This is a genomic window from Clostridium sp. MCC328, from assembly GCF_018785465.1.
In the GTDB taxonomy this organism is placed as follows: Bacteria; Bacillota; Clostridia; order Lachnospirales; family Lachnospiraceae; genus Pilosibacter; species Pilosibacter fragilis.
Genome location: NZ_WQPW01000052.1, coordinates 94,083 through 120,049, shown reverse-complemented (window position 1 = coordinate 120,049; position 25,967 = coordinate 94,083). Strand labels below are relative to the sequence as shown.

The window sequence follows — 25,967 nt, the reverse complement described above, 5'->3', positions numbered from 1 at the left end:
CTATCGTGGAGCAGTTTGAGCAGCCCCAACCTGAAAGGACGTTATTCAGTGGAAAAAGAAGTATTTTTAGACAAACTTAAGAAACTTGTCGCACTGGGCAAGTCAAAACAGAACGCACTTGACGCGACGGAGATCAACGACTTTTTTGCCGGAGATAACCTCGGACCGGAGCAGATGGATGAAATTTATAATTACTTAGAGCACAGCAATATCGACGTTGTGCCGGTAATTGATGACGCAATGCTTGCGGATGATTCCATGCTTCTGGATGATCTGGATGATGACTACCGTGAGGACAAGGACGGAGAGGACATTGACTTAGACGCCATCGATCTTCTGGAAGGTATCGGAACAGAGGATCCGGTCCGCATGTACTTAAAGGAGATCGGTACCGTGCCGCTTCTTTCCGCGGATGAGGAGCTTCGTCTCGCGAAGAGAAAGGCAGAGGGAGATGAGTCTGCAAAAGAGCGTCTGATCGAGGCAAACCTTCGTCTCGTCGTAAGTATCGCAAAGCGTTACACCGGACGTGGAATGAGTTTCCTGGATCTTGTACAGGAAGGAAACCTTGGTCTGATCAAGGGCGTTGAGAAGTTCGACTATACAAAAGGATATAAGTTAAGTACATATGCGACCTGGTGGATCCGTCAGTCTGTGACGAGAGCCCTTGCGGATCAGGCGAGAACGATCCGTGTTCCGGTGCATATGGTAGAGACGATCAACAAAATGTCAAAGATGCAGAGAAAGCTGACTCTGGAACTCGGCTATGAGCCGTCCGTGACAGAACTCGCGGAAGCGCTTGAGATGTCCGAGGACAAGGTTATGGAGATCATGCAGATCGCGCGAGAGCCTGCATCCTTAGAAACTCCGATCGGTGAGGAGGACGATTCCAACCTCGGCGATTTCGTTGCGGACAGCAACGCCGTTACACCGGAGGGAAATGTGGAGTCCGTAATGTTGAGAGAGCACATCGACGCACTTTTAGGTGATCTCAAGGAGCGAGAACGCCAGGTCATTGTGCTTCGCTTTGGTCTCGAGGACGGACATCCGAGAACTCTGGAAGAGGTCGGAAAAGAGTTCAACGTAACGAGAGAGCGTATTCGTCAGATCGAGGCGAAGGCACTGAGAAAACTTAGAAATCCGGTCCGCAGCAAACGGATCAGGGATTTCCTGTAAGATCTCGTTTTGGAGAAATAGAAATACAGGCAGCGGGAGAAGATCCAGCTGCCTTTTTCTGTTGGGAGTGAGTCAGGGCAGTGATATCTGCCGGGAGAACATATGAACAAGCGAAATTATCAGAAAGAATTAGATAAAAAACTGGAAGAACTGCAGAAAGAGGAGAAGATGCCCACTCTGTTTCTTCACAGCTGCTGCGCGCCCTGCAGCAGTTACGTTTTGGAGTATCTTTCCAGATATTTTGAGATCACGGTCTTTTATTATAACCCGAATATCTACCCGCCGTCAGAGTACGAGGAGCGGACATCTGAGCAGGAACGGCTGATCAGAGAGTTCAATAGGGAGTGGGAATATGAGGCGGACCGTCATCTGATCCATTTTGTGGCAGGAACCTATGTGCCGGATGACTTCTATGCGGCGGCAAAGGGACTGGAGCAGGAACCGGAAGGCGGTGCCAGATGCACGGAATGCTTTAAGCTCCGTCTCTCCGAAGCGGCGAGGGAGGCAAAGGCCGGCGGCTTCGACTTTTTTACGACGACGCTCACGATAAGCCCCTTAAAGGACGCAGAGAGGTTGAACCGGATCGGGGAAGAGATGGGAGAGGAGTATGGTGTAGAATTCCTGCCCTCAGATTTCAAGAAGAGAAACGGATATAAGAGATCCACGGAGCTTTCCAGAGAACACGCGCTCTACCGCCAGAATTACTGCGGCTGCGTGTTCTCAAAGAGAGAGTCGGAAGCGCGCTCAGCGGAGCGCCCAGAATAGGATACCGTCTTTTTCGGCGCGCCTGATCACGCCCGTCTCCGCAAGCCAGTCAAGGCAGGAAAAGAGCTTCGGCCAGGTGTTGAGATAGGAGAAAAGGTAGGAATACCGGTAGGTCTGCATGCGCTGGACATAGAGTGCCTGATCGAGCTCCAAAAGTGTCATCGGGCGGCGGCTTTCCGCTAAAGCCAGACGGAGCTGGGTGCAGCGTGTCTCATATTCAGAGATGATCCGGTCAGTCTCCTCGCGGATCTCGGTGAACTCTCCATAGTGTCCAGGGAGAAAGCGGTATCCGGTATAATCGGCCGTCAGTTCTTTTAAGGACGCAAAATATTCGGCGAGGAGATGCTGGTCTTTTCCTGCTGTGATGACGATGGGGGTAAGACCGAGGATCACCTGATCGGCGCAGAAAAAAAGCTTTTTGTTCCGTTCCACGAGGCCACACTGTCCTGAAGTATGACCGTAGAGAGGGACAATCTCGAAATGATAGTCTCCGCAGGAGAAGATGTCTCCCGGCGAGATGGGAGTAAAAGGAAAATTGAAATTTATGTTGTTTTCCTTTGCAAGCCGGTCCGCACCGGTGTTGATCTCCTGCCAGGCATCGGGAGCCAGTTCCTTTGTGACTCCGCATTCCCTGGTATAAGACCGGCGCATGGTGTTGTTCTCGTAGAGGCGGTGGTAGCGGTCGGAGGCTTCCGTGATCTCCACAGGGTTCATGAACGCCCGGGCACCACGGTCCGTAAAATAGGAGACATATCCGCTGTGGTCCGCGTGGTTGTGGGTCACGAAGATATCAAGGTCTTTATAGTCGATGGAAAGCTCCTTCAAGGCGTTTTCCATATCGTTTAAGCACTCCGGAACCTTCCAGGAGGTGTCGATCATGAGGCTGCGGTCATCACTTTTTATCATATATAGATTTCTCGATGAGGTCCGCATGGCCTTGTTGGTCAGGGTGACCTTATATAAGTTTGGGGCGAGTGTTTTCATTGGGAAACTCCTTAGATGTACTAAAATGGTTTAGTCCTGTAAATTTCCAGCTTTTACCGTAGATCGTTTTGATTTTATCCCGGACCATGTAAAATGTCAATTCATTCCGGAGCGCTCCATTGACATCATGGAAAATGTAGTATACAATGAGACTGCTGAGTCATAAAGTCTGAAACGTCGTAAATGAAAAGTAATCATTTGGGGCGGTTTTTACGTTTATGAACCTTTTATAAACAGAATAGGAGGAACAGGTTATGGTAGAAAGAAAAGTTACAGTCGTAAACCCGACAGGTCTTCATCTTCGCCCGGCGGGACTGCTCTGCCAGACATCCATGAAGTTCGATTCTAAAGTGATGATTTTTTATAAAGAAAAGGAAATCAACGCGAAGAGCGTATTAAACGTAATGGCATCCGGAATCCGCTGCGGCGATGAGATCACAGTACATTGTGACGGTCCGGATGAGAATGAGGCTGTTGAGGCCGTTTGCAATCTGATCGAGACAGGCTTAAAGGAATAAGAACCGCATATTTAAAAGAAAATGTAACCTTCCGGTCAGAGCAGCAAGCGCTGACCTGTTGAACCGATACAAGAAAATATGCAATGTGGCAGCCGCGGGCTGCCATGGCTCCCGGAACCCGAGAATAACGGATCTGGTGGGAGAATAAAAGTTAGAAAGTGAGATAGTAATGAGCGAAACAGCAGAAAATTGTACCCACAACTGCGGAACATGTTCCGCAAACTGCGGAAGCAGAACGAGCGAGCCGCAGAGTTTCCTTGAGAAGTTAAATCCGGCAAGCTCCGTAAAGAAAGTCATCGGCGTTGTCAGCGGTAAGGGTGGCGTCGGAAAATCCTTAGTAACTTCCCTGATGGCATGCCGCATGCGTGCAACAGGCGCGAGAGTCGGAATCCTGGATGCGGATATCACAGGACCGTCTATTCCGAGAGCATTTGGAATCCATGACGGTGTGACCGTGACTCCGGATGGAAAACTCCTTGTCCCGGCAGTCTCCTCCACAGGTGTTGAGGTGATCTCCTCCAACATGCTCCTGGAAAATGAGACGGACCCGGTGATCTGGCGTGGTCCGGTGATCGCAGGTGCGGTAAAACAGTTCTGGAGTGAGACACTCTGGCAGGATATTGACTACATGTTTGTTGATATGCCTCCGGGAACCGGCGATGTGCCGCTGACCGTATTCCAGTCTCTTCCGGTAAGCGGAATCATCATCGTAACTTCCCCGCAGGAGCTCGTTGCCATGATCGTTGAGAAGGCCGTTAACATGGCAAAGAAGATGAACGTTCCGATCCTTGGCCTTGTTGAGAATATGAGCTACCTCGAATGTCCGGACTGCGGAAAGAAGATCTCCGTCTTCGGCGAGAGCCATCTCGATGAAGTAGCAAAAGAGTATGGAATCCCGGTTCTTGCCCAGATTCCGATCCGTCCGGCGATCGCGAAGGCCGTCGACGAGGGAACCGTGGAGTACGTGGAAGCAGACTTCTTAGACGATGCCGTGAAGGCCGTGAAGGAAGCGTAAACGAAGTGAGAATAAGATACCATGCACAGGGCAGCTAAAGAAACAGCAGCCCTGTGTTTTTTATGTAACAGGAAATTCCGAGGAATTCCCTGTTACATAAAAAGGCACTAACGTGCCAGGGATGCGCACTCGCGCGAAGATGTAGATTGTCGCAAGCGACCGCGCGAGGCGCAAGAATGTGCCAAGGCACATTCTTTTTTACTGTCATGATTCCATCCAACTGGGTAAATGCCCATCCAGGAAAGACAGATGAATGCCACAGCCGGAAAAATTCATAAAAAAGACTTTGATATAGGTAAAACCTATAACAACTTATTTCTTATCTATATTGGACGAATAAGCTAAAAAGTGATATCTTATTAGCACACACAGAGATTAGAGAATGTACGTCTCATACGTACATGGGAGGATAAAATTGATTCAGTTAGACCACATTGTAAAGACATTCGATACCGGCGCAGATAAAGTCCACGCGGTCTCCGATGTAACGCTTCATATCAAGAGCGGCGAGATCTTCGGTATCATCGGATTCTCCGGAGCCGGAAAATCCACACTGGTTCGATGCATCAACCTGCTAGAGAGACCGACGAGCGGAACCGTCACGGTTGACGGAAAAGTTCTCACAGATCTGCCGGCAAAAGAGTTGAGGGAAGCGAGAAAGAAGATCGGAATGATCTTCCAGCACTTCAATCTGATGCGTTCCAGAACCGTAGGCGAGAACGTCGCTTACCCGTTAAAGGGAAGCGGACTTACAAAACAGCAGATCAAGGCGAAAGTCAGGGAGCTCCTGGAGCTTGTTGATATTTCGGAGAAGGAAAACGCGTATCCGAGCCAGCTTTCCGGAGGACAGAAACAGAGAGTCGCTATCGCGAGAGCCCTTGCGAACGACCCGAAGGTTCTCCTCTGCGACGAGGCCACAAGTGCCCTGGACCCGCAGACCACAGGAGCGATCTTACAGCTCTTGAAACACTTAAACGAGAAGCTTGGGATCACCATCGTGATCATCACCCATGAGATGGCAGTTGTCAAGGAGATCTGCGACAGAGTTGCCGTCATGGAGCACGGAAATGTTGTCGAGGAAGGCGATGTATTCTCCATCTTCGCGGCACCGAAGGCGGGCATCACGAGAGACTTCATCCGCACCACCTCAAACCTTCAGAAGATCGAAAAGCTCATCGAGGATAAGTCACCGCTTGTAGCATTAAAGCCGGGTGAGAAGATCCTGCGGTTGAATTACATCAAGAAGAACACATCGGAGGCATTGATCTCCGAGACTTCCAGAAAATTCAACATCAACTTAAATATCATCTTTGCGGACCTGGAGATCGTTCAGGACGCGCCGATCGGCGGTACCGTAGCGATCGCCAGCGGGAAGAAAGAAGATATTGAGACTGCGGTTGAGTATCTGAAAGAGAAGAATGTAGGAGTGGAGGTGCTTGAGAATGGCTGATTTTTTAAACACGATCATCCCCAATGTTATGACGAAGCCGGATGAGTTATGGGAAAGCTTCGGGCAGACGGTCTACATGGTAATTGTATCGGGCGCTATCTCCATGGTATTTGGACTTTTCTTCGGAATCATCCTCACCGCAACTTCCCCGAAGGGCGTTTTGAAAAATAAGGTTATTTTCAATATTTTAGATAAGTTAGTAAATATTTTCCGTTCGATCCCGTTTGTAATCCTTTTGACAGCGCTGATCCCGCTGACCCGTATGGTCATCGGAACAGCTATCGGCACAAAGGGTGCGATCTTACCGCTGATCTTTGGTACAGTGCCGTTCTTTACGAGACAGATCGAGAGCGCGCTCGCTGAAGTGGACTACGGTCTCATTGAGGCGGCGGAGAGCATGGGAGACAGCCCGTGGCAGATCATTTTCCGTGTATACTTAAAGGAGAGCGTACCGGGAATCGTCAGAGCGATGCAGATCACATTCATCAGCCTGGTAGGACTTACCGCGATGGCAGGTGCTGTCGGCGGCGGCGGACTCGGAGATTTCGCGATCCGCTACGGTCATTCCAGAGGACAGACAGATGTCACGTATGCGACAGTTATCATCATCCTGATCATGGTAAGCCTGATCCAGAGCACCGGTTCGTACGTTATTAAGAAGACAACACATTAGATAAGGACCGGAAAAACAACATAGCCTGAAACGGCGGCGGACAGGATCTGTCCCGTATCAATAAAAAGGATCTGATCGGTCCGTGCGGCGAACACGGAGAAAACCGGGAAGAGACAAATATAGTTTAGGAGGAGACACATTATGAAGAAAAGAATTTTAGCACTCAGCACCGCAGCAGTTTTAGCATTATCCTTAACAGCATGCGGCAGCAGCCAGAAGACAGAAGAGACAACAGCAGCGGCAGCAGACACTACGGCAGCTGGTTCTGAGACAGCAGCAGATACCACAGCGGCATCCGGCGAGAAGACAGTGATCAAGCTCGGCGTAGTCGGCGAGAACAATGAGCAGTGGCAGCCGGTCATTGAGAAACTTGCCGAGGAGAACATTGATCTTGAACTTGTAAAATTTGCGGATTATCCGCTTCCGAACCGTGCGTTAAACGACGGCGAGATCGACTTAAACTCTTTCCAGCACATCGCATATTTTGAGGATGACTGCAAGAACAACGGATATGATCTTTCCATCATCGGTGAGACCATCATCGCTCCGTTAGGACTTTACTCCAACAAGATCAAAGACGTTTCCGAGATCAAGGACGGCGATATCATCGCGATCCCGAACGATGCTACAAACGGCGGCCGTGCGTTAAAGCTCTTAGAGTCCGCAGGTCTCATCAAGGTTGATCCGGAGGCTGGTTACACACCGACGAAGAAGGACATCACAGAGAATCCGTTAAACCTTGACATTAAAGAGGTTGAGGCAGCAAACACAGCAAGCCTTCTTCCGGACGTCGCAGCGGCAGTCATCAACGGCGGCCATGCGGTTGACAACGGTTTAAACCCGGAGAAAGATTCGATCTTCCTTGAGAGTGTTGAAGAGGGAAGCGACAACCCGTATGTAAACATCATCGTTGCGAGAACAGCGGACAAGGACAATGAGCTTTACAAGAAAGTTGTAGATTATTTCCGCACACCGGAAGTTGCGAAAGTGATCGAGGAGACTTACAAGGGCGCTTACATTCCAACATGGGAGTAATCTTTAGAATTTAAATAGTACGAATGGCCAAAGAGGCAGGATATCCCGTTTACTTGCGGGTTTCCTGCTTCTTTTACGTGAATTCGTAACGATTCAGTACCTTCATAATTACAAGCAAAAATCCATTCCGAACCGGCTACGACGATGGGATTTTTGACTTTTAGTCTATGTTTTCTTACGGTCAGAGCAGCAAATGTGCAGACCTGGTGAATAGTTACTTGAATTCACAAAATTTTCTTGTGAAACAGACAACGGTTTTCCTGTGACAGCGACGTCATGGAACTGCTTGCTTTTTCTCCCGAAATCCCGTATGATTTACATAGATATTACATTTTAATGGTAAATTTTACATAAAAAACGAGTTAAAACAGAAATAACAGTCAGAAAGGGGCAATGTGGATGCCGAGACCTCAAGGTGGACGAAAAACAAACATTGATATGACGGAGGGAGTGATCTGGAAACAGCTGGTGCTGTTTGCAATCCCGCTGATCATGGGAAACGTATTCCAACAGCTCTACAATACCGTGGACAGCATCGTTGTGGGAAATTATCTCGGAACGTCGGCCCTGGCGGCTGTGGGAGCTACCACGGCGATCTGCAACACGCTGGTGAACTTCTTTAACGGAATCTCCATCGGAGCCGGTGTGGTGATCAGCACGAGTTTCGGCGCGAAAAACCACGAGAAGCTTCACGAGGCGGTGGAGACGACGATCCTCTTCGCGGTGATCGTCGGATGTTTTGTCTCCCTGATCTCTATCGGGGTCGTTCCGGTGATGTTAAAGTGGATGTCCACGCCGGATGATGTGGTCGGACCGGCGGGTGAGTATTTAAAAATCTACTTTGTCGGAGTCCCGGTGCTGTTCCTCTACAATATGGGAAGTGCGATCTTAAGGGCGGTGGGGGATACGAGACGTCCGCTCCTGTTCCTGATCATCAGCAGCTGCTTAAATATTGTCCTGGATATCCTTTTTGTGGCGGTATTCCACTGGGGAATCAGCGGTGTGGCGATTGCCACGGTGATGGCGGAGACAGTTTCCGCATTTCTGGCCTGCCTGACACTCACAAGAACAGATGGAGTCCATAAACTTGTCTTAAAAGACTTACATATCAATAAAAAATGTCTCGGTGAGATCTTCCGGATCGGACTTCCTGCCGGTGTCCAGCAGGGGCTCACGGCTTTCTCAAATGCTCTGGTACAGGCGTATGTCAACGGCCTCGGTTCCTCCGTTATCATGGCGGGCTGGAGCTGCCACTCGAAGATCGACCAGTTCGCGATCCTGCCGGCCCAGAGCATGGGACAGGCGGCAACCACCTTTGTGGGACAGAACCTCGGCGCGAAGAACGTAAAGCGTGCCAGAAAAGGTGTCCGACAGGCGGTGTTCATGGGAGTCGGCGTGCTGATCTGCATCTCCATTGCCATGGCGCTCTCCGCGCGATCCCTGGTATCACTTTTTAACAGGGATCCGTCGGTTCTGCATTACGGAACCCTGTTTATCCTGATGACCGTGCCGTTCCGCTTCTGCAGCTCCTTCAACCAGATCCTTGCCGGTTCCTTAAGAGGCTCCGGTGACGCGAAGGGTCCGATGTGCATCATGCTCTTCAGCTTCGTTGTCTGCCGACAGATCTATCTGTTCTTCGTGACAAAGATCGCCTTCAACGAGTACACCGTAGGCCTCGGCTACCCGGTGGGCTGGATCGTGTGCGCGGTTATCTCCTACTTTTACTATAAGAGAAGCAGATGGGAAGAGCAGGTGGAGAAAGAAGCATAAAATGAATAGAGATGTCCGCTGCCTGGTTCAACATGAACGGAATGTCATGGAAAACGGCAGCGGATTTTTGATTTTGTGTTCGTTGCGCTGATGGGAGATATGTGTTATACTTGTTTGGACTTGGAACGATCATAAACGTCGGTGTGGCCGTATTTTCCCTGGGCTTAAATAAAAAAGTAAATGCTGGCAAATACAGAGTCTGTATTTGCGGTTGAAAGATAAAAGAGCAGTTGTAAAAATAACTGCGGTGTACAAAAAGTATGCGGCTGTGAAGCTGTTACAGTGATAGAAACAGGAGGATTTTATGATATTATCCTGCAGCAATATCTGCAAATCATTCGGAAGCGACGATATTATCAAGAACGCTTCCTTTCATATTGAAGACCATGAAAAGGCGGCGATCGTAGGCATCAACGGCGCGGGAAAATCGACGCTTTTAAAAATAATCGTAGGTGAACTGCAGCCTGATTCCGGTGAGGTGGTGCTGGGAAGCGGAAAGACGTTGGGCTACCTGGCACAGAACCAGGATCTTTTAAGCCACAGGACCATTTACGAGGAGATGCTTGACGCAAAAAAATCTGTCATCGCCATGGAAAATCGTCTGAGGGATCTGGAAAATTCCATGAAGACGGCATCCGGGGAAGAGCTGGAGACCATGATGAATCAGTACAGCCGTTTAAGCCATGAGTTTGAACTCATTAACGGCTATGCCTGGAAGAGTGAGATTGTAGGTGTCTTAAAGGGGCTTGGATTTACGGAGGAGGAGTTCTCCAAGCAGATCTCCACGCTTTCCGGCGGGCAAAAGACACGAGTTTCTCTGGGCAAGCTTCTTCTCACAAACCCGGATATCATTCTTCTCGATGAGCCGACGAACCATCTGGACATGTCCTCCATCGCATGGCTGGAGACATATCTCTTAAACTACCGCGGTGCCGTTCTCATCGTTGCCCATGACCGGTATTTTCTTGATAAGATCGTATCGAAGGTCATCGAACTGGATAATGGACATGCTGTGGTCTACTCCGGAAATTATACGGCCTACAGCGAAAAGAGAGCGCAGATGCGCGCGATCCAGATGAAGGCATACTTAAACCAGCAACAGGAGATCAAGCACCAGGAAGCGGTCATCGAAAAGTTAAAATCCTTCAACCGGGAAAAGTCCATTAAGAGAGCGGAGAGCCGGGAAAAGATGCTCGATAAGATCGAAGTTCTGGAGAAGCCGACGGAGGTCAATGATGCCATGGATATCCGCCTGGAGCCGAATATCTTAAGCGGAAACGATGTGCTGACAGTAAACGGTCTGGCGAAGTCCTTTGGTTCCCAGACATTATTTACAGACCTGAATTTCGATGTAAAGCGCGGGGAACGGGTCGCTATTATCGGTGACAACGGAACGGGAAAGACCACGATCTTAAAGATCATCAACGGTCTTGTGGAGCCGGATGACGGTGAGATCATTCTTGGTTCCAGAGTCCACATCGGATATTATGATCAGGATCATCAGGTCCTTCATATGGAGAAGACGTTGTTTGAGGAGATCTCCGACGCCTACCCGGGAATGTCCAACACCCAGATCAGAAGTACGTTAGCAGCATTCCTCTTCACCGGTGACGATGTGTTTAAGCGGATCGGGGATCTGAGCGGCGGTGAGAGAGGACGTGTTTCCCTCGCGAAACTTATGCTTTCGGAGGCGAACTTTCTGATCCTCGATGAGCCGACGAACCACCTGGATATCACTTCGAAGGAGATTCTGGAGAATGCCTTAAGCCATTACGGCGGTACGGTGCTCTACGTCTCCCATGACCGTTATTTTATCAACAAGACCGCAACGAGGATCCTGGATCTCACCGGAAAACGGATGATGAATTATATCGGTAACTACGATTATTATCTGGAAAAACATGAGGCGATGATGAACGCCCATTTCGGGACCGAAAACGTGGAAAATACCGGCGGAATCGTAGGATTCGGCGCGTCAAAGACTGGGGCTGCAGCCGATGTTTCCAATAACGCGACACAGGGCAGCGCGGCGGACGCAGGCGGAAAGCTTGACTGGAAAGCCCAGAAGGAAGAGCAGGCCCGCCAGAGAAAGCGCCAGAATGACTTGAAGAAAGTCGAGGATGAGATCCACAAGCTTGAGACCAGGGACGGCGAGATCGACGGACTTCTCTGCGATGAGAGCGTCTTCTCCGATGTGGCGAAGCTCATGGAGTTAAATAAAGAAAAAGAGGAGATCGCAGGGAAACTTGAGACTCTTTATGAAAAATGGGAGGAGCTGGCTGAATAGGCCGGCTCTTTTTCTGCGTGAATGACAGAACGATAATTTGAGAAAAATTCTCAATAAGGAAAACAAATAATCGAATTAAGTTTTTTATATAGCTGCTATTCCATGGGACAGTTTGTCAAAGTTTTGTTAAGATGATACAATAATGAATATAATGATGAAAGAAATTACGACAGTCAGAGTCGGAGCACATGGCTTTCCAGATTGAAAAAGATATAGGATCGTTCAATCCCGGAAGTGGTGCACCTGAGAGGAGCGATATTCATGGATCTTCGGGAACAGAAATATGTCTGCACATTGGCAGAGCTTGGAAACCTGACGAGAGCGGCAGAAAGACTTTATATTTCTCAGCCGGCCCTCAGCATTTATATCACAAATCTGGAAAAAAATCTTGGGACTCCTCTGTTTGACAGGAGCGGAAAGAAGTTTACACTGACTTATGCGGGGGAACAGTATGTGAAGAGAGCGGAAAAGATGCTCGAGCTGGAGCGGGAATTCAACGAGGAGATCGAAAAGATCTCCAGGGAGACGGCAGGGAGGATCCGTCTTGGAATCTCCCAGCGGCGGGGCTGCTTTTTCCTGCCTCCGGTGATTGCCGAATATGAGAGGCGCTGGCCGGAGATCGATCTGGTGGTACGGGAGGGAAACCTTACGGATCTCGGGGAGATGTTTAGGAACAGTGAGCTTGATATGGTCATTCTGAACCGGATGGATGTGAAGGAAAATATGGACACGGAGCTTTTGTTTCAGGAAGAATTCCTTGTGGCGGTTCCGGTCTGTCATGAGATCAATGAAAAGTCGGAGTATGTACCCGGAAGCCGTTTCCGAAAGCTCAAGCCGGAGTATCTGAATGGGGAGATTCTGATCTTACATACGGCCTGGCAGAGCAGCAGGAAGATCGAGGACGCGATCCTGAGGCAACATGGCGTGACGCCCGGAAAGGTCCGTGTGATCCGCAGCATGGAGACTGCGGTCCAGATGGCGGCGGAAGGTCTTGGGATTACCTTTATCCGGGAAGCGTATGCGGTGAATTTCCATTACAGGAAGCCGGTAAACTATTATATTCTGGATATCGAACGCCATAAACGCGACGTGGTCGTTGCATTCAAAAAAAATGGTGAACTTCCGGCCTATATGAAAGGTCTGGTAGAGATCCTGAAAGAATTTGGACAGGACTATCTTGAACGATAGAAAATCATGATTGCCAATAGTAATCTTAAGTTTTATATATTTCACGGGCACCTCCGATGTCTGGTATCATTGTGGTATCAAACAACGGAGGTGCTTTTTATGTTGAAAGAAGTCATGTTCCGGGATATTGATGGGATCCGGAATGAAATGACGGCTATGGCGGATGATATTTTTGACCATCCGGAGATCGGGCTGGAGGAGTTTCATGCGCAGAAAGTTCTTACGGACTGGCTGGAGAAGGAAGGCTTCGCGGTAGAGAGAGGAGTTGCCGGTGTCGAGACCGCGTTTAAGGCTGTCTACCGTCAAGGTGAGGGCGGACCGAATATCGGACTGCTCTGTGAGTATGACGCTCTTCCGGGAATCGGACATGCCTGCGGACATCATATGCAGGGACCATCGATCCTGGCTGCCGCTAAGGCTCTGAAGGACGCAGAGATCAGGGAACCGTATACGATCACGGTTTATGGAACTCCGGCGGAGGAGAGCGTCAGCGGAAAGATCAGAATGATCCAGAATGGATGTACATTTGAGGAACTGGATGCGGCACTTATGATGCACGGCGGTCCGGCAACCCAGGTGGATGTGAAGTCTCTGGCAAATTCCAAGTACAAAGTGATCTTCCACGGGGTGAGCGCCCACGCGGCGATCAAGCCGGAGAAAGGAAGAAGTGCTCTTGACGCTCTGATCCTTGCATTTCAGGGAATCGAATTCCTGAGAGAGCATGTCAATTCTGACGTAAAGATCCATTACACGGTCGTAAACTGCGGTGGAACTCCTGCAAATGTGGTTCCGGCTTACGCGGAAGCGAGTGTGTATGTCCGCTCCTACAACCGCGCGTATCTTGATACCGTATGTAAACGGTTTGAGAAGGTCTTAAAGGGTGCTGCCATGATGACAGAGACTGAGGTGGAGATCATCGAGGAGAAGAAGGTAGACAACAAGATTCCGGTTCTCACCTTAAATGATCTTGTGATGAAGCAGGCTGAGGAAATCCATGCTCCGCAGATTGCTCCGGCGCGGGAGAAGACGGGTTCCACGGATTTCGGAAATGTCATGAGACGTGTTCCGGGAACATGTGCGAGAATCGCGTTTGTGGCACCGGGGGCTGCAGCCCATTCTCAGGAGTACATCGAAGCCGGTAAGACGGAAGCTGCCCATGACGCAGTGATCTACGGGGCAAAGATCCTCGCAGGGACTGCACTGGAGCTCATCGAAAATCCGGAGCTTTTAAAACAGGCGAAAGAGGAATTCAGGAAAAATCTGGCAAAAGAGAATTCCGAAGTTTAAAAGCAAAACAGATACCATCAGACACACCGGCAGAACAAAAACTGCCGGAACCTAAGAACAGGGGATTACTATGGAAAAAAAGAAATTTAAAATGCCGCATTCGTATGTTATTATCTTTATGCTTCTGATCTTTGTATCGATCATGACATACCTGATCCCGGCACATGAATATGACCGCGAGAAGAATGAGGCAGGCAACACCACAGTTATTGTAGAATCTTATCATGAAGTTGAGGGCGAACCGGTCCCGGTCTGGAAAATCCCGAACTTTGTCATGAAGGGACTTTCCAAACAGGCTGACATTATTTTCCCGTTGATCGTGATCGCCGGCTGCCTTGAGGTGATCTTATCCACAGGAATGTTCCATGCGTACTGTGGAAAGATGGCAATGAAGTGCAAAGGTAAGGAGAAAATATTCATACCTGCGATCCTGTTGATTTTTGCCTTTATCGGTATTACACAGTCCACAAATAAGTTCATCGGATTTGCTCCGCTGGGAGTTATGCTTGCTGCAACGCTTGGTTATGACGCGATCGTTGGTGTGGCGATCGTTCTTCTTGGTGTCGGCATTGGTTTCTCAACAGGTATTCTTGCGCCGACAACAGCCGTTGCACAGGATCTCGCAGAGCTCCCGGCCTATTCCGGAATGTGGCTCCGCGTTGTGAGCTTCGTCCTCTTCTATGTTGTGACAGCCGCTTATATCATCTGGTACGGCGAGCGCTGCAAAAAGGACCCGACAAAGAGCGCGATTTACGGTGTGGAAGGTGTCAGCAGTTTTGATGTATCCGGTACACAGGTCGAGGTAGACAAGCGTCATCCGTATGTTTTAGCAGTATTTATAATTTCCTTCGGTACTTTAATGTATGGCTGCATCACTCGTGGCTGGGGTCTTGTTGAGACAGCTGTCTGCTTATTCTGGATGGCATTCATCGGCGGACTTATTTACGGATACGATCCAAGCACGATCGCAAAAAACTTTGTGAAAGGCGCGAAGAACATGACTTCCGCAGCCCTGATCGTTGGTCTCGGCGCTACAGTTGCTCTGATCCTTCAGTCCGCGAAGGTTCTTGATACGGTTGTTTACGGACTTGCAAATATGCTGTCATTGTTCCCGAACTTCTTAAAACCGGCGGTTATGCTCGTCATGAACGTGATCGTCAACGGTTTCGTAACATCAGGTACCGGTCAGGCAGCAGTTGTTATGCCGGTTATGGTTCCGCTTGCTGACGTAGCGGGCGTGACAAGACAGACCGCAGTTCTTGCATATAAGTTCGGTGACGGCTTCTGTAACTACATTCTTCCGCATGCGTCTGCCCTTATGGGATTCCTCGGTGCTACCGGTATCGGTTATGACCGCTGGATGAAATTTATGGGCAAGCTGTTCGGAATCTGGATGCTTTTAGGATCTGCGATCCTGATCTTCGGTTACTTTGTACAGTACGCGTAACGATCCGGCAGATCTGTGCATCTGCATAGATTGATCAAACAGATATCGATATACTCAAAAGAAAAATGTTCCGTCCGATCGGGGAGATCATGGGCGGGACATTTTCTTTTTTATGGGATAGGGCAGTTCCAGCCCCAATTCGCCTAAATTCTTTGACAAGGATTTGACAAATAATATAGATATGAGTATAATAGATTCCATCGTTATATGAAAGTTTTGAGAAGGTGAAACCAGAAAATGACAGACGAAAGACAGATTTCAAAGGCGGTTATTTCCAGACTTCCGCGCTATTACAGATATCTGGGTGAGCTGATGGAGGAGGGGATTGAAAGGATTTCTTCCAATGAGCTGAGCGCCAGAATGAAGGTGACGGCGTCCCAGATCCGTCAGGATCTTAACAATTTCGGCGGCTTCGGCCAGCAGGGATACGGATATAATGTTAAGTATCTCTACACGGAGATCGCAAGGATTTTAGGAATCGACAGACAGCACAACCTCATTATCATCGGAGCCGGAAACCTTGGACAGGCCATCGCCAATTACACAAATTTTGAGAAGCGCGGATTTATGATCAAGGGAATGTTCGATACCAATCCGCGGCTGATCGGTCTCGTGGTCCGTGGTGTGGAAATCCGCGGGATCGATGACCTTGAACAGTTTATTATCGATAACGAGGTGCAGATCGCAGCCCTCACGATCCCGAAGTCCAAGGCTCCGGAGATCGCAGAGCGCCTGGTAAAGGCCGGAATCAAGGCGATCTGGAACTTTGCCCATACCGACCTAAATGTTCCGGATGATGTGGTCGTTGAGAATGTCCACCTTTCCGAGAGCCTGATGCGACTTTCCTATCGTGTCTGCAGCATGCAGGATGAGCGGGAGCGGAAAGCAAAGGAAAAAGCAGAACAGACGGGAACCAATGAGACATGTTGATTGGAGTTGGCTGTGATTTGATCGAAATTGAGCGCGTAAAAAAAGCCTGTGATAAAGAGGCTTTTTTGTCGCGTATTTATACCGAGCGTGAGCGCCGGCAGGCAAAGGGAGATCCCCGGGTCCTTGCCGGCACTTTTGCCGTTAAAGAAGCAGTGGCGAAGGTGTTTGGAACGGGATTCCGGGAGTTTATGCCGATTCATGTGGAGGTCTTAAGAGACCCTCTTGGAAAGCCCTATGTGGAGCTTCATGAGGGAGCCGCAAAAACAGCAGAAGATCTCGGGATCACAAAGATCGAAGTGTCGATCTCAGACACGAAGGACCATGCGATGGCGTTTGCCGTCGGAGAGGGGGAGGCCGGATGAAAGCAGTTCTCAGTGGAAAAGAAATGAAAGAGTTCGATGCAAGGTCCATCAAAGGGTATGGGATTCCATCCTTAGTCCTGATGGAACGGGCAGCGATGGCAGTTGCAGAGAAAGCAGAGGAGATACTGGAGAAAGAACGGGCAGGGACCGTCTGGTCCGTCTGCGGCTTTGGAAATAACGGGGCGGATGGAGTTGCCGCCGCCAGAATGCTGTTTTTAAAGGGGTACGATGTGAAGATCGTTTTCCCGCAGCGGGACGGAAAAGGAAGCGAGGAACTGGAAGCCCAGCTGAATGTCGTAAAACGGCTGGGAATTCCGGTGATGACGGCGGAAGATCTGTCGGACCTGGTGGAAAAGAAGATCCCGGCGCAGCCGTTTAGAAAGGCCGGGGAGAGAAAAAGAAGCTGCCGGGGCGTGATCCTGGACGCAATCTTCGGGATCGGCCTTTCGAGAAATGTGGAGGGCGCATACCGGAAGCTGATCCGGTGGATCAATGGACAGGAAGACATGAAAGTCATTGCTGTCGATATCCCGTCGGGCATCAGCTCCGATAACGGAAGCGTGATGGGAGATGCAGTCCGCGCGGATGTGACGGTCACGTTCGGAGAAAAGAAGCTTGGACAGGTGCTGTTTCCGGGGCGGGAGCTCTGCGGACATCTTCTCGTGAAAGATGTGGGCTTTGTGCCGGAGAGCAGCGCAGAACGGGAAAAACATGTCCAGATGCTGGATCGGGAAGATCTTTTGAGGATCCCGGCCCGCATGGCTGACTCTAATAAGGGAACGTACGGAAAGGTCCTTGTGATGGCCGGAGCGAAGAACATGGCGGGGGCTTCCCTGCTTTCCGCCAGAGCGGCATACCGGATGGGAGCCGGCCTCGTAAAGGTCTTTACCCCGGAGGAGAACCGGCTGATCGTACAGGAAAAGCTTCCGGAGGCCATTTTAGCTACCTACGACACGAAGGAGGCCGAGAAAGACCCGGAAAACTTTGCGCGAAAGATCGCGAGGGAGACGGAATGGGCGGATGTGATCGTTCTGGGACCTGGGATCGGGATGGAAGATTATGCCAGATGCATGGTGGAAAATGTCCTGAAGGACGCCTATGTTCCGATCATTCTTGACGCGGATGCCCTGAATCTTGCGGCGGAATACCGGGAACTGACCGGTTATTTTACGGAGAATATTATTGTGACGCCGCATATGAAGGAGATGTCGCGGCTCACAGGAATTCAGATAGAAGAAATGAAGGAGAATCCGGTCCGCACTGCTAGGGAGTTCGCGGATCAGTACGGCGTAGTTTGCGTCTTAAAGGATGCGGCGACGGTGATCGCCGGAAGAGACGGAAAGACGTTCGTGAACGGAAGCGGGACTCCGGCTATGGCCAAAGGCGGTTCCGGTGATGTGCTTACGGGCGTGATCGCCGGGCTCGTAGCGCTGGGACTGGAGGAGAGTGACGCGGCGGCCCTTGGCGTTTATGTACACGGTCTCGCCGGCGAGGCCGCTGAGCAACATTTTGGAGTCCACGGAGTGTTAGCAGGGGAGATCGCAGATTGCCTTCCGGAGGTATACAGAGATGGAATTTGACAGAATCTACGCAGAGGTGGATCTCGGGCGTATTGAAGAAAATATGAAGGCCATGAAGGAGCATCTTCGTCCGGGAACGAAGATGTACGGCGTGGTAAAGACGGACGCATACGGACACGGGGCAGTCCCGGTGGCGAGGACCATCGACCGTTTTGTCTGTGGGTACGCGGTGGCAACGGTGGATGAGGGGCTTAAGCTCAGGAGACATGGAATTGAAAAAGAGATCCTGAGTCTTGGTCCGGTTTCAGCCGGCCGCTATCAGGAATGTCTTGAAAATGACATCAGTCTGCCGGTGTTTGAATACCGGAGAGCAAAAGAATTATCAGATGCCGCTGTGGCAGAGGGAAAGACCGCGAAGATCCATATCGCGGTGGATACGGGAATGAGCCGTATCGGACTTTTCCCGGATGAGGGATCCGTGGAGATCGTAAAGGAGATCGCAGAGCTTCCGGCTCTCAGGATCGCCGGTATGTTTACCCACTTTGCACGGGCAGACGAGGCAGATAAGACGAATGCAGGGGAGCAGTACAGACGGTTTCGCGAGTTCTGCGATGATGTGAAGGCAGCCGGTGTGGCTGTCCCAGTCTGTCACTGTTCCAACAGCGCAGGAATCGTGGAGCTCCCGGATTTTAACATGGACGCGGTCCGCGCGGGAATCACGATCTACGGCATGTATCCGTCGGATGAGGTAAAACAGGATATCATTTCTCTGAAACCGGCGATGGCGTTAAAGAGCTTTATCACTTACATCAAAGAGATCGGACCGGGAACGGAGGTCAGCTACGGCGGAACCTTTAAGGCGGAGAAGACGATGCGGATCGCTACGGTCTCTGCAGGTTACGGGGACGGCTATCCGAGAAATCTCTCCGGAAAAGGAGAGGTGCTGATCCATGGAAAACGGGCAAAAATCTTAGGACGGATCTGCATGGACCAGTTTATGGCGGATCTTACGGGAATCCCGGAGGCCGAAGAGGGAGATCCCGTGACACTTGTGGGCATGGACGGGGATCAGGAGATCACTATGGAGGAGCTGGCAAATATTTCCGGCGGATTCCATTACGAGATCCCGTGCCTGATCGGAAAACGTGTGCCGCGGCGGTATGTGAAGAATGGAAAAGAAGTGGGCGGCATGATGTGCAGGGATGAAGAGTACGAAGGATTTTGACGGTCAGGCTCGAAAACCGGTACGTCTGAATAAAATATCATAAGTGGGAAATACTCTGGACTATAAGAAGCATGCGCGACAGGCTTCTTGAAGGAGCGCGGCAGCCGCCGGGGACAGGTGCAGGCACAGCCCCGGATCTGCTGACCGCATAGAAATTCAGGCGGAGTGTGAGACTTGTGATTATCAGACGGGGCGATATCTATTATGCGGATCTGAGACCGGTAGTCGGTTCGGAGCAGGGAGGCGTGCGGCCTGTGCTCGTGATCCAGAACGATGTGGGGAACAAGCATAGTCCCACGGTGATCTGCGCGGCGATCACATCAAGGATGAATAAGGCAAAACTTCCTACCCATGTGGAGCTTTCCGCCAGAGACTGTGACATGGTGAAGGACTCTGTGATCCTTTTAGAACAGCTCCGGACCATTGATAAGCAGAGGCTCAGGGAAAAGATCTGTCATATCGACGGGGAGCTGTTAGACCGGGTGGACGAGGCGCTGAAGGTCAGCCTGGAGCTTGGATGCTATTAGGAAAATGCCTGTGAAAGTGGCGGAACCTGTTACATAATCGCGGGTGTATTCCTTGACGGGGCATGGATTTAATGCTATAGTGGACAAATAGTAACTGTTCAGTAGGTCTGCGCATTTACTGCGCTGACCGTAAGAAAACTTAGCCGTAAGAAAACTTAGACTAGAATGCAAAAATCCTATCGGCACAGCCGATTTGGAATGGATCTTTGAAACAATTCAGCCGTGGATCTGGAAACTGCTGGATGCAGTACTGAAAATGATAAAGGAGTGTAGGTAATTCTCATGGACGATGGCAATTCGTGGATAGGAATTGTTTTATTTGCCGCATCGGTGATCCTGTTTGCGGTGATGTACGGATTCGGTGCGGCGGTTCAGGCGCTGAACACCAGTGCACTGGAGGATGAGCGCGATGAGGGGAATAAGAGAGCGGAAAAGCTTCTGAAGATCCAGGAGGATCCGTATCTCTTTATCCGCACAAACCAGCTGGCGACGAGTATCCTGACACTGGCAATGGGAGCGTCTTCCCTGCTGTTTGTGGTACGAAATCTGACGGCACTGCTCGGAGTGCGCACGAAGATGCCGCATCTGGCAGCCGTTGGAATTTCATATGTCGCGGGACTTGTGGGAATCTCATTTCTGCTCACGGGACTGGGGATCGTGATCCCGAAGCGTATCGCTGCGAAAAGTCCGATCCGGTTCTGCTATAAGGTGCTTCCACTGGTGGAGCTTGTGGCGAAATTTCTGTTTCCGTTCGCGTGGCTGATGGATCAGTTCGCCTATATCTCCCTGAAGGCGGTGGGAATCAATATCCGCGAAAAAGATGACAATGTGACCGAGGAAGACATCATGTATATGGTCAATGAAGGTCATGAGCAGGGGGTCTTAGAGGCCAGTGAGGCGGAGATGATCACGAATATCTTCGAGTTCGATGATAAAGTGGCGGCGGATATCATGACGCACCGCACGGCTGTCCTTGCGTTGGACGGGGAGATCACGCTTAAGGAAGCGCTGGATTTCGTTGTGAAGGAAGCAAACTACTCGAGATTCCCGGTTTATGAGGAAGATATCGACAATATCATCGGTATTCTCCACATGCGGGACATGCTTCATTACACAGACTCGAAAGAACATTTAAATACACCGATCAAAAAGATCAAGGGTCTGCTCAGAAGCCCACACTTTATTCCGGAGACGAAGAATATCAACGCACTCTTTAAGGAGATGCAGTCCCAGAAGATCCATATCGAGCTGGTCGTGGATGAGTATGGTCAGCTTGCGGGTATCGTCACGATGGAGGATATCTTAGAGGAGATCGTCGGAAATATTCTGGACGAGTATGATAAGGAAGAGCCGGATATCGTTTCCAGAAAGAATGGTACATATGAGCTTACCGGTCTCACACTCTTAGATGATGTGGAGGAGACTCTTGGGGTGGAGTTTGATAAGGAAGATAAGGATAACTTTGACACGTTGAACGGTTTCATGGTGTCAAGACTTGGACATATCCCGAAAGCGGGAGAGAAGGGAAGTGTCCGGATCGGGGACTATCTGTTAAAGATCATGAAAGTGGAGAACAAGGTGATCCAGACGGTTCTTGCGATTCCGTTACCGAAAGAAGAGAAGAAATAGAAAGAAGAAATAAAAAACGGATACTTTGCACTCCGGCATCCCTGCCGGAAGCGAAAGTATCCGTTTTTACATTAGTCCTGCTCGCGGAATTTTACGGTGCCGGCAGCCGGATCCATGGATTCAACGATCGCTAAGGACTCTAAGTGGTAGCCCAGATTTCTGATGACCTGTCCGCCGATCTGGAATCCTTTTTCTACCGCGATGCCGATTCCTTCAACTGTAGCGCCCGCCTCATGGACAATGGAGATCAGTCCCTGAAGGGCATAACCGTTCGCCAGGAAGTCATCGATAATTAAAACATGGTCATCCGGGGAAAGGAATTTCTTGGAAACGATGACCTGATTTTTACATTTATGGGTGAAGGATTCTACTTCAGCAACATACATTTCGCCGTCAAGGTTTACGCTCTGGGATTTTTTCGCGAAAACGACCGGCACATGGAAGTGCATTGCCGCGATACAGGCAATACCGATGCCGGATGCCTCGATGGTCAGGATCTTGTTGATATTTTCATTTGCAAAACGGCGCTTGAACTCTGCGCCCATCTCGTCAAAAAGTTCGATATCCATCTGATGGTTTAAAAAGCTGTCGACTTTTAATACGTTTCCCTCTTTTACAACACCGTCTTTCGCGATACGCTCTTCTAAAAAGTTCATGTTCTTTCCTCCGTAATTCCCCTTTTCGGGTGTATCTGTATTGTATCCAATTATAGCAATATTGGGGGGAGATTACAAGATGAAAAGTCGGGGAAGATGAATGGGCACAGGGATGGAAAAGCGACATCTTTTATAAAAGTTTATGGACTGCGGGCTTGCACGGAGAGCAGGAGCGTGATATTATGGAACAACAATAAATTCTTGATTCTGAATGATCTGATATTCGATATGCTCTTAGCTGCGCTGCGGCATCGTTTTTCTTTATGTTCCATTTGAATAATGCTTCAATAGCAGACTTTGCTCGATACTTTATCAGATTTGGAAAGGTATTATGCTTTTATGGATAAATATGAGGTATTAAAACAGTATTTCGGCTATGACGCTTTCCGGGACGGACAGGAAAAGATGATCGACGCGATCACCTCCGGCAGGGACGTACTTGGAATCATGCCGACGGGTGCGGGAAAGTCGCTCTGTTACCAGATCCCGGCGTTGATGGCAGGGGAGAACGGGGGAATTACGCTTGTGATCTCACCGTTAATTTCCTTAATGAAGGACCAGGTCAGCGCGCTGAACCAGGCGGGAGTCCATGCGGCCTATTTAAACAGTTCCCTGACGCCAGGGCAGTATTATAAAGCGCTGGGATATGCCCGCGAGGGTCGATATCCGATCATCTACGTCGCGCCGGAGCGCCTTCTGACACCGGAATTTCTCGATTTTGCCGTCCACGCGAAGATCGCTATGGTGGCGGTGGACGAGGCCCATTGTGTCTCCCAGTGGGGGCAGGATTTCAGGCCCGGTTACCTAAAAATAGAAGAATTTTTGTGTACACTCCCGAAACGTCCGGTAGTCAGCGCCTTCACGGCAACGGCGACGGCGGAGGTTCGGGATGATATTATCGATCTCCTGAAACTCCAGGATCCGGTGGTGACGACAACAGGATTCGACCGTCCAAACCTCTATTTCGAGGTCCAGAGCCCGAAGGACAAGTATGCGGCGGTAAAGACATATATCGAAGAACACGCCGGTCAGTGCGGCATCGTTTACTGCCTGACGAGAAAACTCGTGGAGGAGGTGACGGAGAAGCTGATGAAGGACGGCTTTTCCGTGACGAGATACCACGCGGGACTTTCCGACAGCGAGAGAAAACAGAATCAGGAGGATTTCATCTTCGACCGGGCGCAGATCATGGTGGCGACCAATGCCTTCGGCATGGGAATTGACAAGTCGAACGTCCGCTTTGTGATCCACTACAATATGCCGAAGAACATGGAGAGCTATTATCAGGAAGCCGGCCGCGCGGGGCGTGACGGGGAACCGGCGGACTGCCTGCTGCTCTACGGCGGCCGAGATGTGGTGACAAACCAGATGTTTATCGACAACAACCGGGATAATGAGGAGCTTGACGATGTGACGAGAGCGATCGTTGCGGAGAGAGACCGGGATCGCTTGAAAAAGATGACGTTCTACTGCTTTACGAACGACTGCCTGAGAGAGTATATCCTGCGGTATTTCGGGGAGTATGGAAGCGGATACTGCGGGAACTGCTCGAACTGCAAGACACAGTTTGAGGAGATGGATGTGACGGAGATTGCGAAGGCTATCGTGGGCTGCGTCGCAGAGTGCCGGGAGCGGTATGGAACCACGGTGATCCTGGATACTGTCCACGGGGCAGCGACGGTGAAGATCCGAAACTACCACATGGATGAGAATTCCCATTACGGAGAGTTATCGAAGGTTCCCACATACAGATTGCGCCAGGTCTTAAATTTCCTCCAGGTGAAGGAATATCTTGTGGTGACATCCGACGAGTACGCCATCGTAAAACTCGGAAAGAACGCGGCGCCCCTCTTAAACGGCGAAGATGAGAAAGTCACGATGAAGCTCCCAAAGGAGCAGGAGAGAATGAAGACTGGGAAGACTTCCGGTGCGAAGAAGCCAAAGATGGCGGCCGGAAACGAGAACTTTACAGAGAAGGAGACGACGCTTTTCGACCTCTTAAAGGAACTTCGCAGGGAGATCGCAAGGGAAGAAAAAGTCCCGCCCTACATCGTATTCTCCGACAAGACGCTGGTACATATGTGCCTTGTAAAACCCAAAAATAAGGAGGAAATGTTGAAGGTTTCCGGCGTCGGAGAGTTTAAGTTTGAGAAGTACGGGGAGAGGTTCCTGGATAAAATCAGGGACTCTTTGAGTGGGGAATTATAAATTTAAAAGCGCAGAAAGTTTCGAAATATCGAAATTTATGCGCTTTTTGCATAGATAAAAATAGGAAATCGACTTGACGAATCACAGAAACGGGTGTATGATAATGACAGTTTCACTCACACGCGTTAAAGCGTAACGCAACAACGCATTTAAGAACGGGATTCCGCATGAAGGAAAGGATTCCGAAAAGAGAAAAATTAAGGGGAGATCGATATTATGAAAAAAGTAACAGCATTTGCAATGGCAGCCGTTGTCGCTGCTTCCGCATTGACAGGCTGTGGATCCAGCTCCACAGCAGAGACAACAGCAGCAGCCACAGAGGCAAAAACAGAAGCTGCGGCAGCAGATTCCACTGAGGCGGCAAAAGAGGACGGCAAGACTTATAACGTAGGTATCTGCCAGTTAGTCCAGCATCCGGCTCTTGATGCGGCGACAGAAGGCTTCGAGGCTGCATTAAAAGATAAGCTCGGTGACAATGTAAAATTTGATCTTCAGAACGCATCCGGCGATTCCGCGACATGCGCAACGATCATCAACCAGTTCGTATCCAACGATGTAGACCTGATCCTTGCAAACGCGACTGCAGCTCTTCAGGCAGCAGCGGCAGGAACCAGCGAGATCCCGATCCTCGGAACTTCCATCACAGACTATGCGACTGCTCTTGACATCGATAACTGGACCGGTACGACAGGTCTTAACATTTCCGGAACCTCCGATCTCGCACCGCTTGACCAGCAGGCTGCGATGCTCAACGAGCTGTTCCCGGACGCAAAGAATGTCGGCTTATTATACTGTTCCGCAGAGCCGAACTCCAAATATCAGGCAACAACCGTAAAAGGATCTCTGGAGGAGCTTGGATATACCTGTAAGGAATACACCTTCGCAGACTCCAACGATATCGCTTCCGTAACAACAACAGCAGCAGGAGAGAACGATGTTCTCTATGTTCCGACCGATAATACGGCTGCTTCCAATGCAGAGATCATAAACAATATCTGCCTGCCGGCAAAGGTTCCGGTAATCGCAGGTGAAGAGGGAATCTGCTCCGGATGCGGCGTTGCAACTCTTTCCATCGACTACTACGATATCGGATACAAAGCCGGTGAGATGGGCGCAGAGATCCTGATGGACGGCAAAGATGTAAAGGAAATGCCGATCGAGTTTGCACCGGAGGTAACAAAGAAATATAACAAGGCAAACTGCGAGGCACTTGGAATCACGGTTCCGGATGACTACGTTGCGATCGAAGAATAATAACGACTTGAAATTATAAGGACATCAGGGTGGCAAACAGCAAAAACTTTTGTCACCCTGTTTG

22 protein-coding genes are annotated in these 25,967 nt (G+C 49.9%); 20 read left to right on the top strand and 2 right to left on the bottom strand.

What is annotated here, in order from left to right; translation table 11 throughout:
• The first annotated feature begins 48 nt into the window (after positions 1-48).
• Together rpoD and GPK83_RS09135 are read left to right on the top strand one after the other, a co-directional pair.
• A complete protein-coding gene (gene rpoD / locus GPK83_RS09140; protein ID WP_021905985.1) occupies positions 49-1,173 on the top strand; it encodes an RNA polymerase sigma factor RpoD in 1,125 nt (374 codons plus the stop codon).
• Positions 1,174-1,275: 102 nt separating this feature from the next.
• Positions 1,276-1,938, top strand: coding sequence for an epoxyqueuosine reductase QueH (locus GPK83_RS09135; protein WP_215704599.1), 663 nt, complete (start codon positions 1,276-1,278; stop codon positions 1,936-1,938).
• Here the strand turns inward: GPK83_RS09135 and GPK83_RS09130 are convergent.
• Positions 1,918-2,922, bottom strand: coding sequence for an MBL fold metallo-hydrolase (locus GPK83_RS09130; RefSeq protein ID WP_215704598.1), 1,005 nt, complete (start codon positions 2,920-2,922; stop codon positions 1,918-1,920). The genes GPK83_RS09135 and GPK83_RS09130 overlap by 21 nt on opposite strands.
• Positions 2,923-3,176: 254 nt before the next feature.
• Between GPK83_RS09130 and GPK83_RS09125 the strand changes: the two genes are divergently transcribed.
• The 16 genes from GPK83_RS09125 (at position 3,177) to GPK83_RS09050 (ending at position 21,785) form a co-directional block, all read left to right on the top strand.
• A complete protein-coding gene (locus GPK83_RS09125) occupies positions 3,177-3,440 on the top strand; it encodes an HPr family phosphocarrier protein (protein ID WP_021905988.1) in 264 nt (87 codons plus the stop codon).
• 169 nt (positions 3,441-3,609) lie between these two features.
• On the top strand, positions 3,610-4,455 hold the full coding sequence (locus GPK83_RS09120; protein WP_021905989.1) for an Mrp/NBP35 family ATP-binding protein: 846 nt from the start codon (positions 3,610-3,612) through the stop codon (positions 4,453-4,455).
• A 415-nt stretch (positions 4,456-4,870) separates the two neighbouring features.
• On the top strand, positions 4,871-5,905 hold the full coding sequence (locus GPK83_RS09115) for an ATP-binding cassette domain-containing protein (protein WP_215704597.1): 1,035 nt from the start codon (positions 4,871-4,873) through the stop codon (positions 5,903-5,905).
• Positions 5,898-6,578, top strand: coding sequence for a methionine ABC transporter permease (locus tag GPK83_RS09110; RefSeq protein WP_215704596.1), 681 nt, complete (start codon positions 5,898-5,900; stop codon positions 6,576-6,578). The genes GPK83_RS09115 and GPK83_RS09110 overlap by 8 nt, the downstream gene beginning before the upstream one ends.
• A 141-nt stretch (positions 6,579-6,719) precedes the next feature.
• Positions 6,720-7,613, top strand: coding sequence for a MetQ/NlpA family ABC transporter substrate-binding protein (locus GPK83_RS09105; protein WP_215704595.1), 894 nt, complete (start codon positions 6,720-6,722; stop codon positions 7,611-7,613).
• Between the two features lie 399 nt (positions 7,614-8,012).
• Positions 8,013-9,383, top strand: a complete 1,371-nt coding sequence (locus GPK83_RS09100; RefSeq protein WP_252196286.1) for an MATE family efflux transporter — start codon at positions 8,013-8,015, stop codon at positions 9,381-9,383.
• 304 nt (positions 9,384-9,687) lie between these two features.
• Entirely contained in the window at positions 9,688-11,670 is a 1,983-nt protein-coding gene (gene abc-f / locus GPK83_RS09095; RefSeq protein WP_215704594.1) for a ribosomal protection-like ABC-F family protein, read from the top strand.
• 261 nt (positions 11,671-11,931) lie between these two features.
• The gene (locus tag GPK83_RS09090) at positions 11,932-12,858 is read left to right on the top strand and encodes a LysR family transcriptional regulator (RefSeq protein ID WP_215704593.1); all 927 of its coding nucleotides are present in this window, start codon (positions 11,932-11,934) and stop codon (positions 12,856-12,858) included.
• Between the two features lie 99 nt (positions 12,859-12,957).
• Entirely contained in the window at positions 12,958-14,145 is a 1,188-nt protein-coding gene (locus GPK83_RS09085) for a M20 family metallopeptidase (protein WP_215704592.1), read from the top strand.
• A gap of 70 nt (positions 14,146-14,215) precedes the next feature.
• Positions 14,216-15,592, top strand: coding sequence for an AbgT family transporter (locus GPK83_RS09080; protein WP_215704591.1), 1,377 nt, complete (start codon positions 14,216-14,218; stop codon positions 15,590-15,592).
• Positions 15,593-15,829: 237 nt separating this feature from the next.
• Positions 15,830-16,522, top strand: a complete 693-nt coding sequence (locus GPK83_RS09075; protein WP_015554866.1) for a redox-sensing transcriptional repressor Rex — start codon at positions 15,830-15,832, stop codon at positions 16,520-16,522.
• A complete protein-coding gene (acpS, locus tag GPK83_RS09070; protein ID WP_015554865.1) occupies positions 16,516-16,884 on the top strand; it encodes a holo-ACP synthase in 369 nt (122 codons plus the stop codon). The genes GPK83_RS09075 and acpS overlap by 7 nt, the downstream gene beginning before the upstream one ends.
• Positions 16,881-18,464 carry an NAD(P)H-hydrate dehydratase gene (locus GPK83_RS09065; protein ID WP_215704590.1) on the top strand — a complete coding sequence of 528 codons (1,584 nt, stop codon included), beginning with the start codon at positions 16,881-16,883 and terminating at the stop codon, positions 18,462-18,464. Before acpS ends, GPK83_RS09065 begins: the two co-directional genes overlap by 4 nt.
• Positions 18,454-19,629, top strand: coding sequence for an alanine racemase (alr, locus tag GPK83_RS09060; protein WP_215704589.1), 1,176 nt, complete (start codon positions 18,454-18,456; stop codon positions 19,627-19,629). The genes GPK83_RS09065 and alr overlap by 11 nt, the downstream gene beginning before the upstream one ends.
• A gap of 176 nt (positions 19,630-19,805) precedes the next feature.
• Positions 19,806-20,156 (top strand): type II toxin-antitoxin system PemK/MazF family toxin, encoded by a 351-nt coding sequence (locus GPK83_RS09055; RefSeq protein ID WP_215704588.1) that lies wholly within the window; start codon positions 19,806-19,808, stop codon positions 20,154-20,156.
• 282 nt (positions 20,157-20,438) lie between these two features.
• Positions 20,439-21,785 (top strand): hemolysin family protein, encoded by a 1,347-nt coding sequence (locus tag GPK83_RS09050; protein WP_215704587.1) that lies wholly within the window; start codon positions 20,439-20,441, stop codon positions 21,783-21,785.
• A gap of 71 nt (positions 21,786-21,856) precedes the next feature.
• Here the strand turns inward: GPK83_RS09050 and GPK83_RS09045 are convergent, their stop codons facing one another.
• The gene (locus GPK83_RS09045; protein ID WP_021906004.1) at positions 21,857-22,441 is read right to left on the bottom strand and encodes a xanthine phosphoribosyltransferase; all 585 of its coding nucleotides are present in this window, start codon (positions 22,439-22,441) and stop codon (positions 21,857-21,859) included.
• Positions 22,442-22,780: 339 nt separating this feature from the next.
• Here GPK83_RS09045 and recQ point away from each other — a divergent pair, with 339 nt between their 5' ends.
• Positions 22,781-24,649, top strand: a complete 1,869-nt coding sequence (gene recQ, locus GPK83_RS09040; RefSeq protein ID WP_215704586.1) for a DNA helicase RecQ — start codon at positions 22,781-22,783, stop codon at positions 24,647-24,649.
• A gap of 216 nt (positions 24,650-24,865) precedes the next feature.
• Positions 24,866-25,903, top strand: coding sequence for an ABC transporter substrate-binding protein (locus GPK83_RS09035; protein ID WP_215704585.1), 1,038 nt, complete (start codon positions 24,866-24,868; stop codon positions 25,901-25,903).
• Positions 25,904-25,967: the final 64 nt, after the last annotated feature.

Coding starts and splice junctions, on each gene's coding strand:
- GPK83_RS09135 (WP_215704599.1), top strand. CDS start 1,276: ATGAACAAGCGAAATTATCAGAAAGAATTAGATAAAAAACTGGAAGAA.
- GPK83_RS09130 (WP_215704598.1), bottom strand. CDS start 2,922: ATGAAAACACTCGCCCCAAACTTATATAAGGTCACCCTGACCAACAAG.
- GPK83_RS09125 (WP_021905988.1), top strand. CDS start 3,177: ATGGTAGAAAGAAAAGTTACAGTCGTAAACCCGACAGGTCTTCATCTT.
- GPK83_RS09120 (WP_021905989.1), top strand. CDS start 3,610: ATGAGCGAAACAGCAGAAAATTGTACCCACAACTGCGGAACATGTTCC.
- GPK83_RS09110 (WP_215704596.1), top strand. CDS start 5,898: ATGGCTGATTTTTTAAACACGATCATCCCCAATGTTATGACGAAGCCG.
- GPK83_RS09105 (WP_215704595.1), top strand. CDS start 6,720: ATGAAGAAAAGAATTTTAGCACTCAGCACCGCAGCAGTTTTAGCATTA.
- GPK83_RS09100 (WP_252196286.1), top strand. CDS start 8,013: ATGCCGAGACCTCAAGGTGGACGAAAAACAAACATTGATATGACGGAG.
- abc-f (WP_215704594.1), top strand. CDS start 9,688: ATGATATTATCCTGCAGCAATATCTGCAAATCATTCGGAAGCGACGAT.
- GPK83_RS09090 (WP_215704593.1), top strand. CDS start 11,932: ATGGATCTTCGGGAACAGAAATATGTCTGCACATTGGCAGAGCTTGGA.
- GPK83_RS09085 (WP_215704592.1), top strand. CDS start 12,958: ATGTTGAAAGAAGTCATGTTCCGGGATATTGATGGGATCCGGAATGAA.
- GPK83_RS09080 (WP_215704591.1), top strand. CDS start 14,216: ATGGAAAAAAAGAAATTTAAAATGCCGCATTCGTATGTTATTATCTTT.
- GPK83_RS09075 (WP_015554866.1), top strand. CDS start 15,830: ATGACAGACGAAAGACAGATTTCAAAGGCGGTTATTTCCAGACTTCCG.
- acpS (WP_015554865.1), top strand. CDS start 16,516: ATGTTGATTGGAGTTGGCTGTGATTTGATCGAAATTGAGCGCGTAAAA.
- GPK83_RS09065 (WP_215704590.1), top strand. CDS start 16,881: ATGAAAGCAGTTCTCAGTGGAAAAGAAATGAAAGAGTTCGATGCAAGG.
- alr (WP_215704589.1), top strand. CDS start 18,454: ATGGAATTTGACAGAATCTACGCAGAGGTGGATCTCGGGCGTATTGAA.
- GPK83_RS09050 (WP_215704587.1), top strand. CDS start 20,439: ATGGACGATGGCAATTCGTGGATAGGAATTGTTTTATTTGCCGCATCG.
- GPK83_RS09045 (WP_021906004.1), bottom strand. CDS start 22,441: ATGAACTTTTTAGAAGAGCGTATCGCGAAAGACGGTGTTGTAAAAGAG.
- recQ (WP_215704586.1), top strand. CDS start 22,781: ATGGATAAATATGAGGTATTAAAACAGTATTTCGGCTATGACGCTTTC.
- GPK83_RS09035 (WP_215704585.1), top strand. CDS start 24,866: ATGAAAAAAGTAACAGCATTTGCAATGGCAGCCGTTGTCGCTGCTTCC.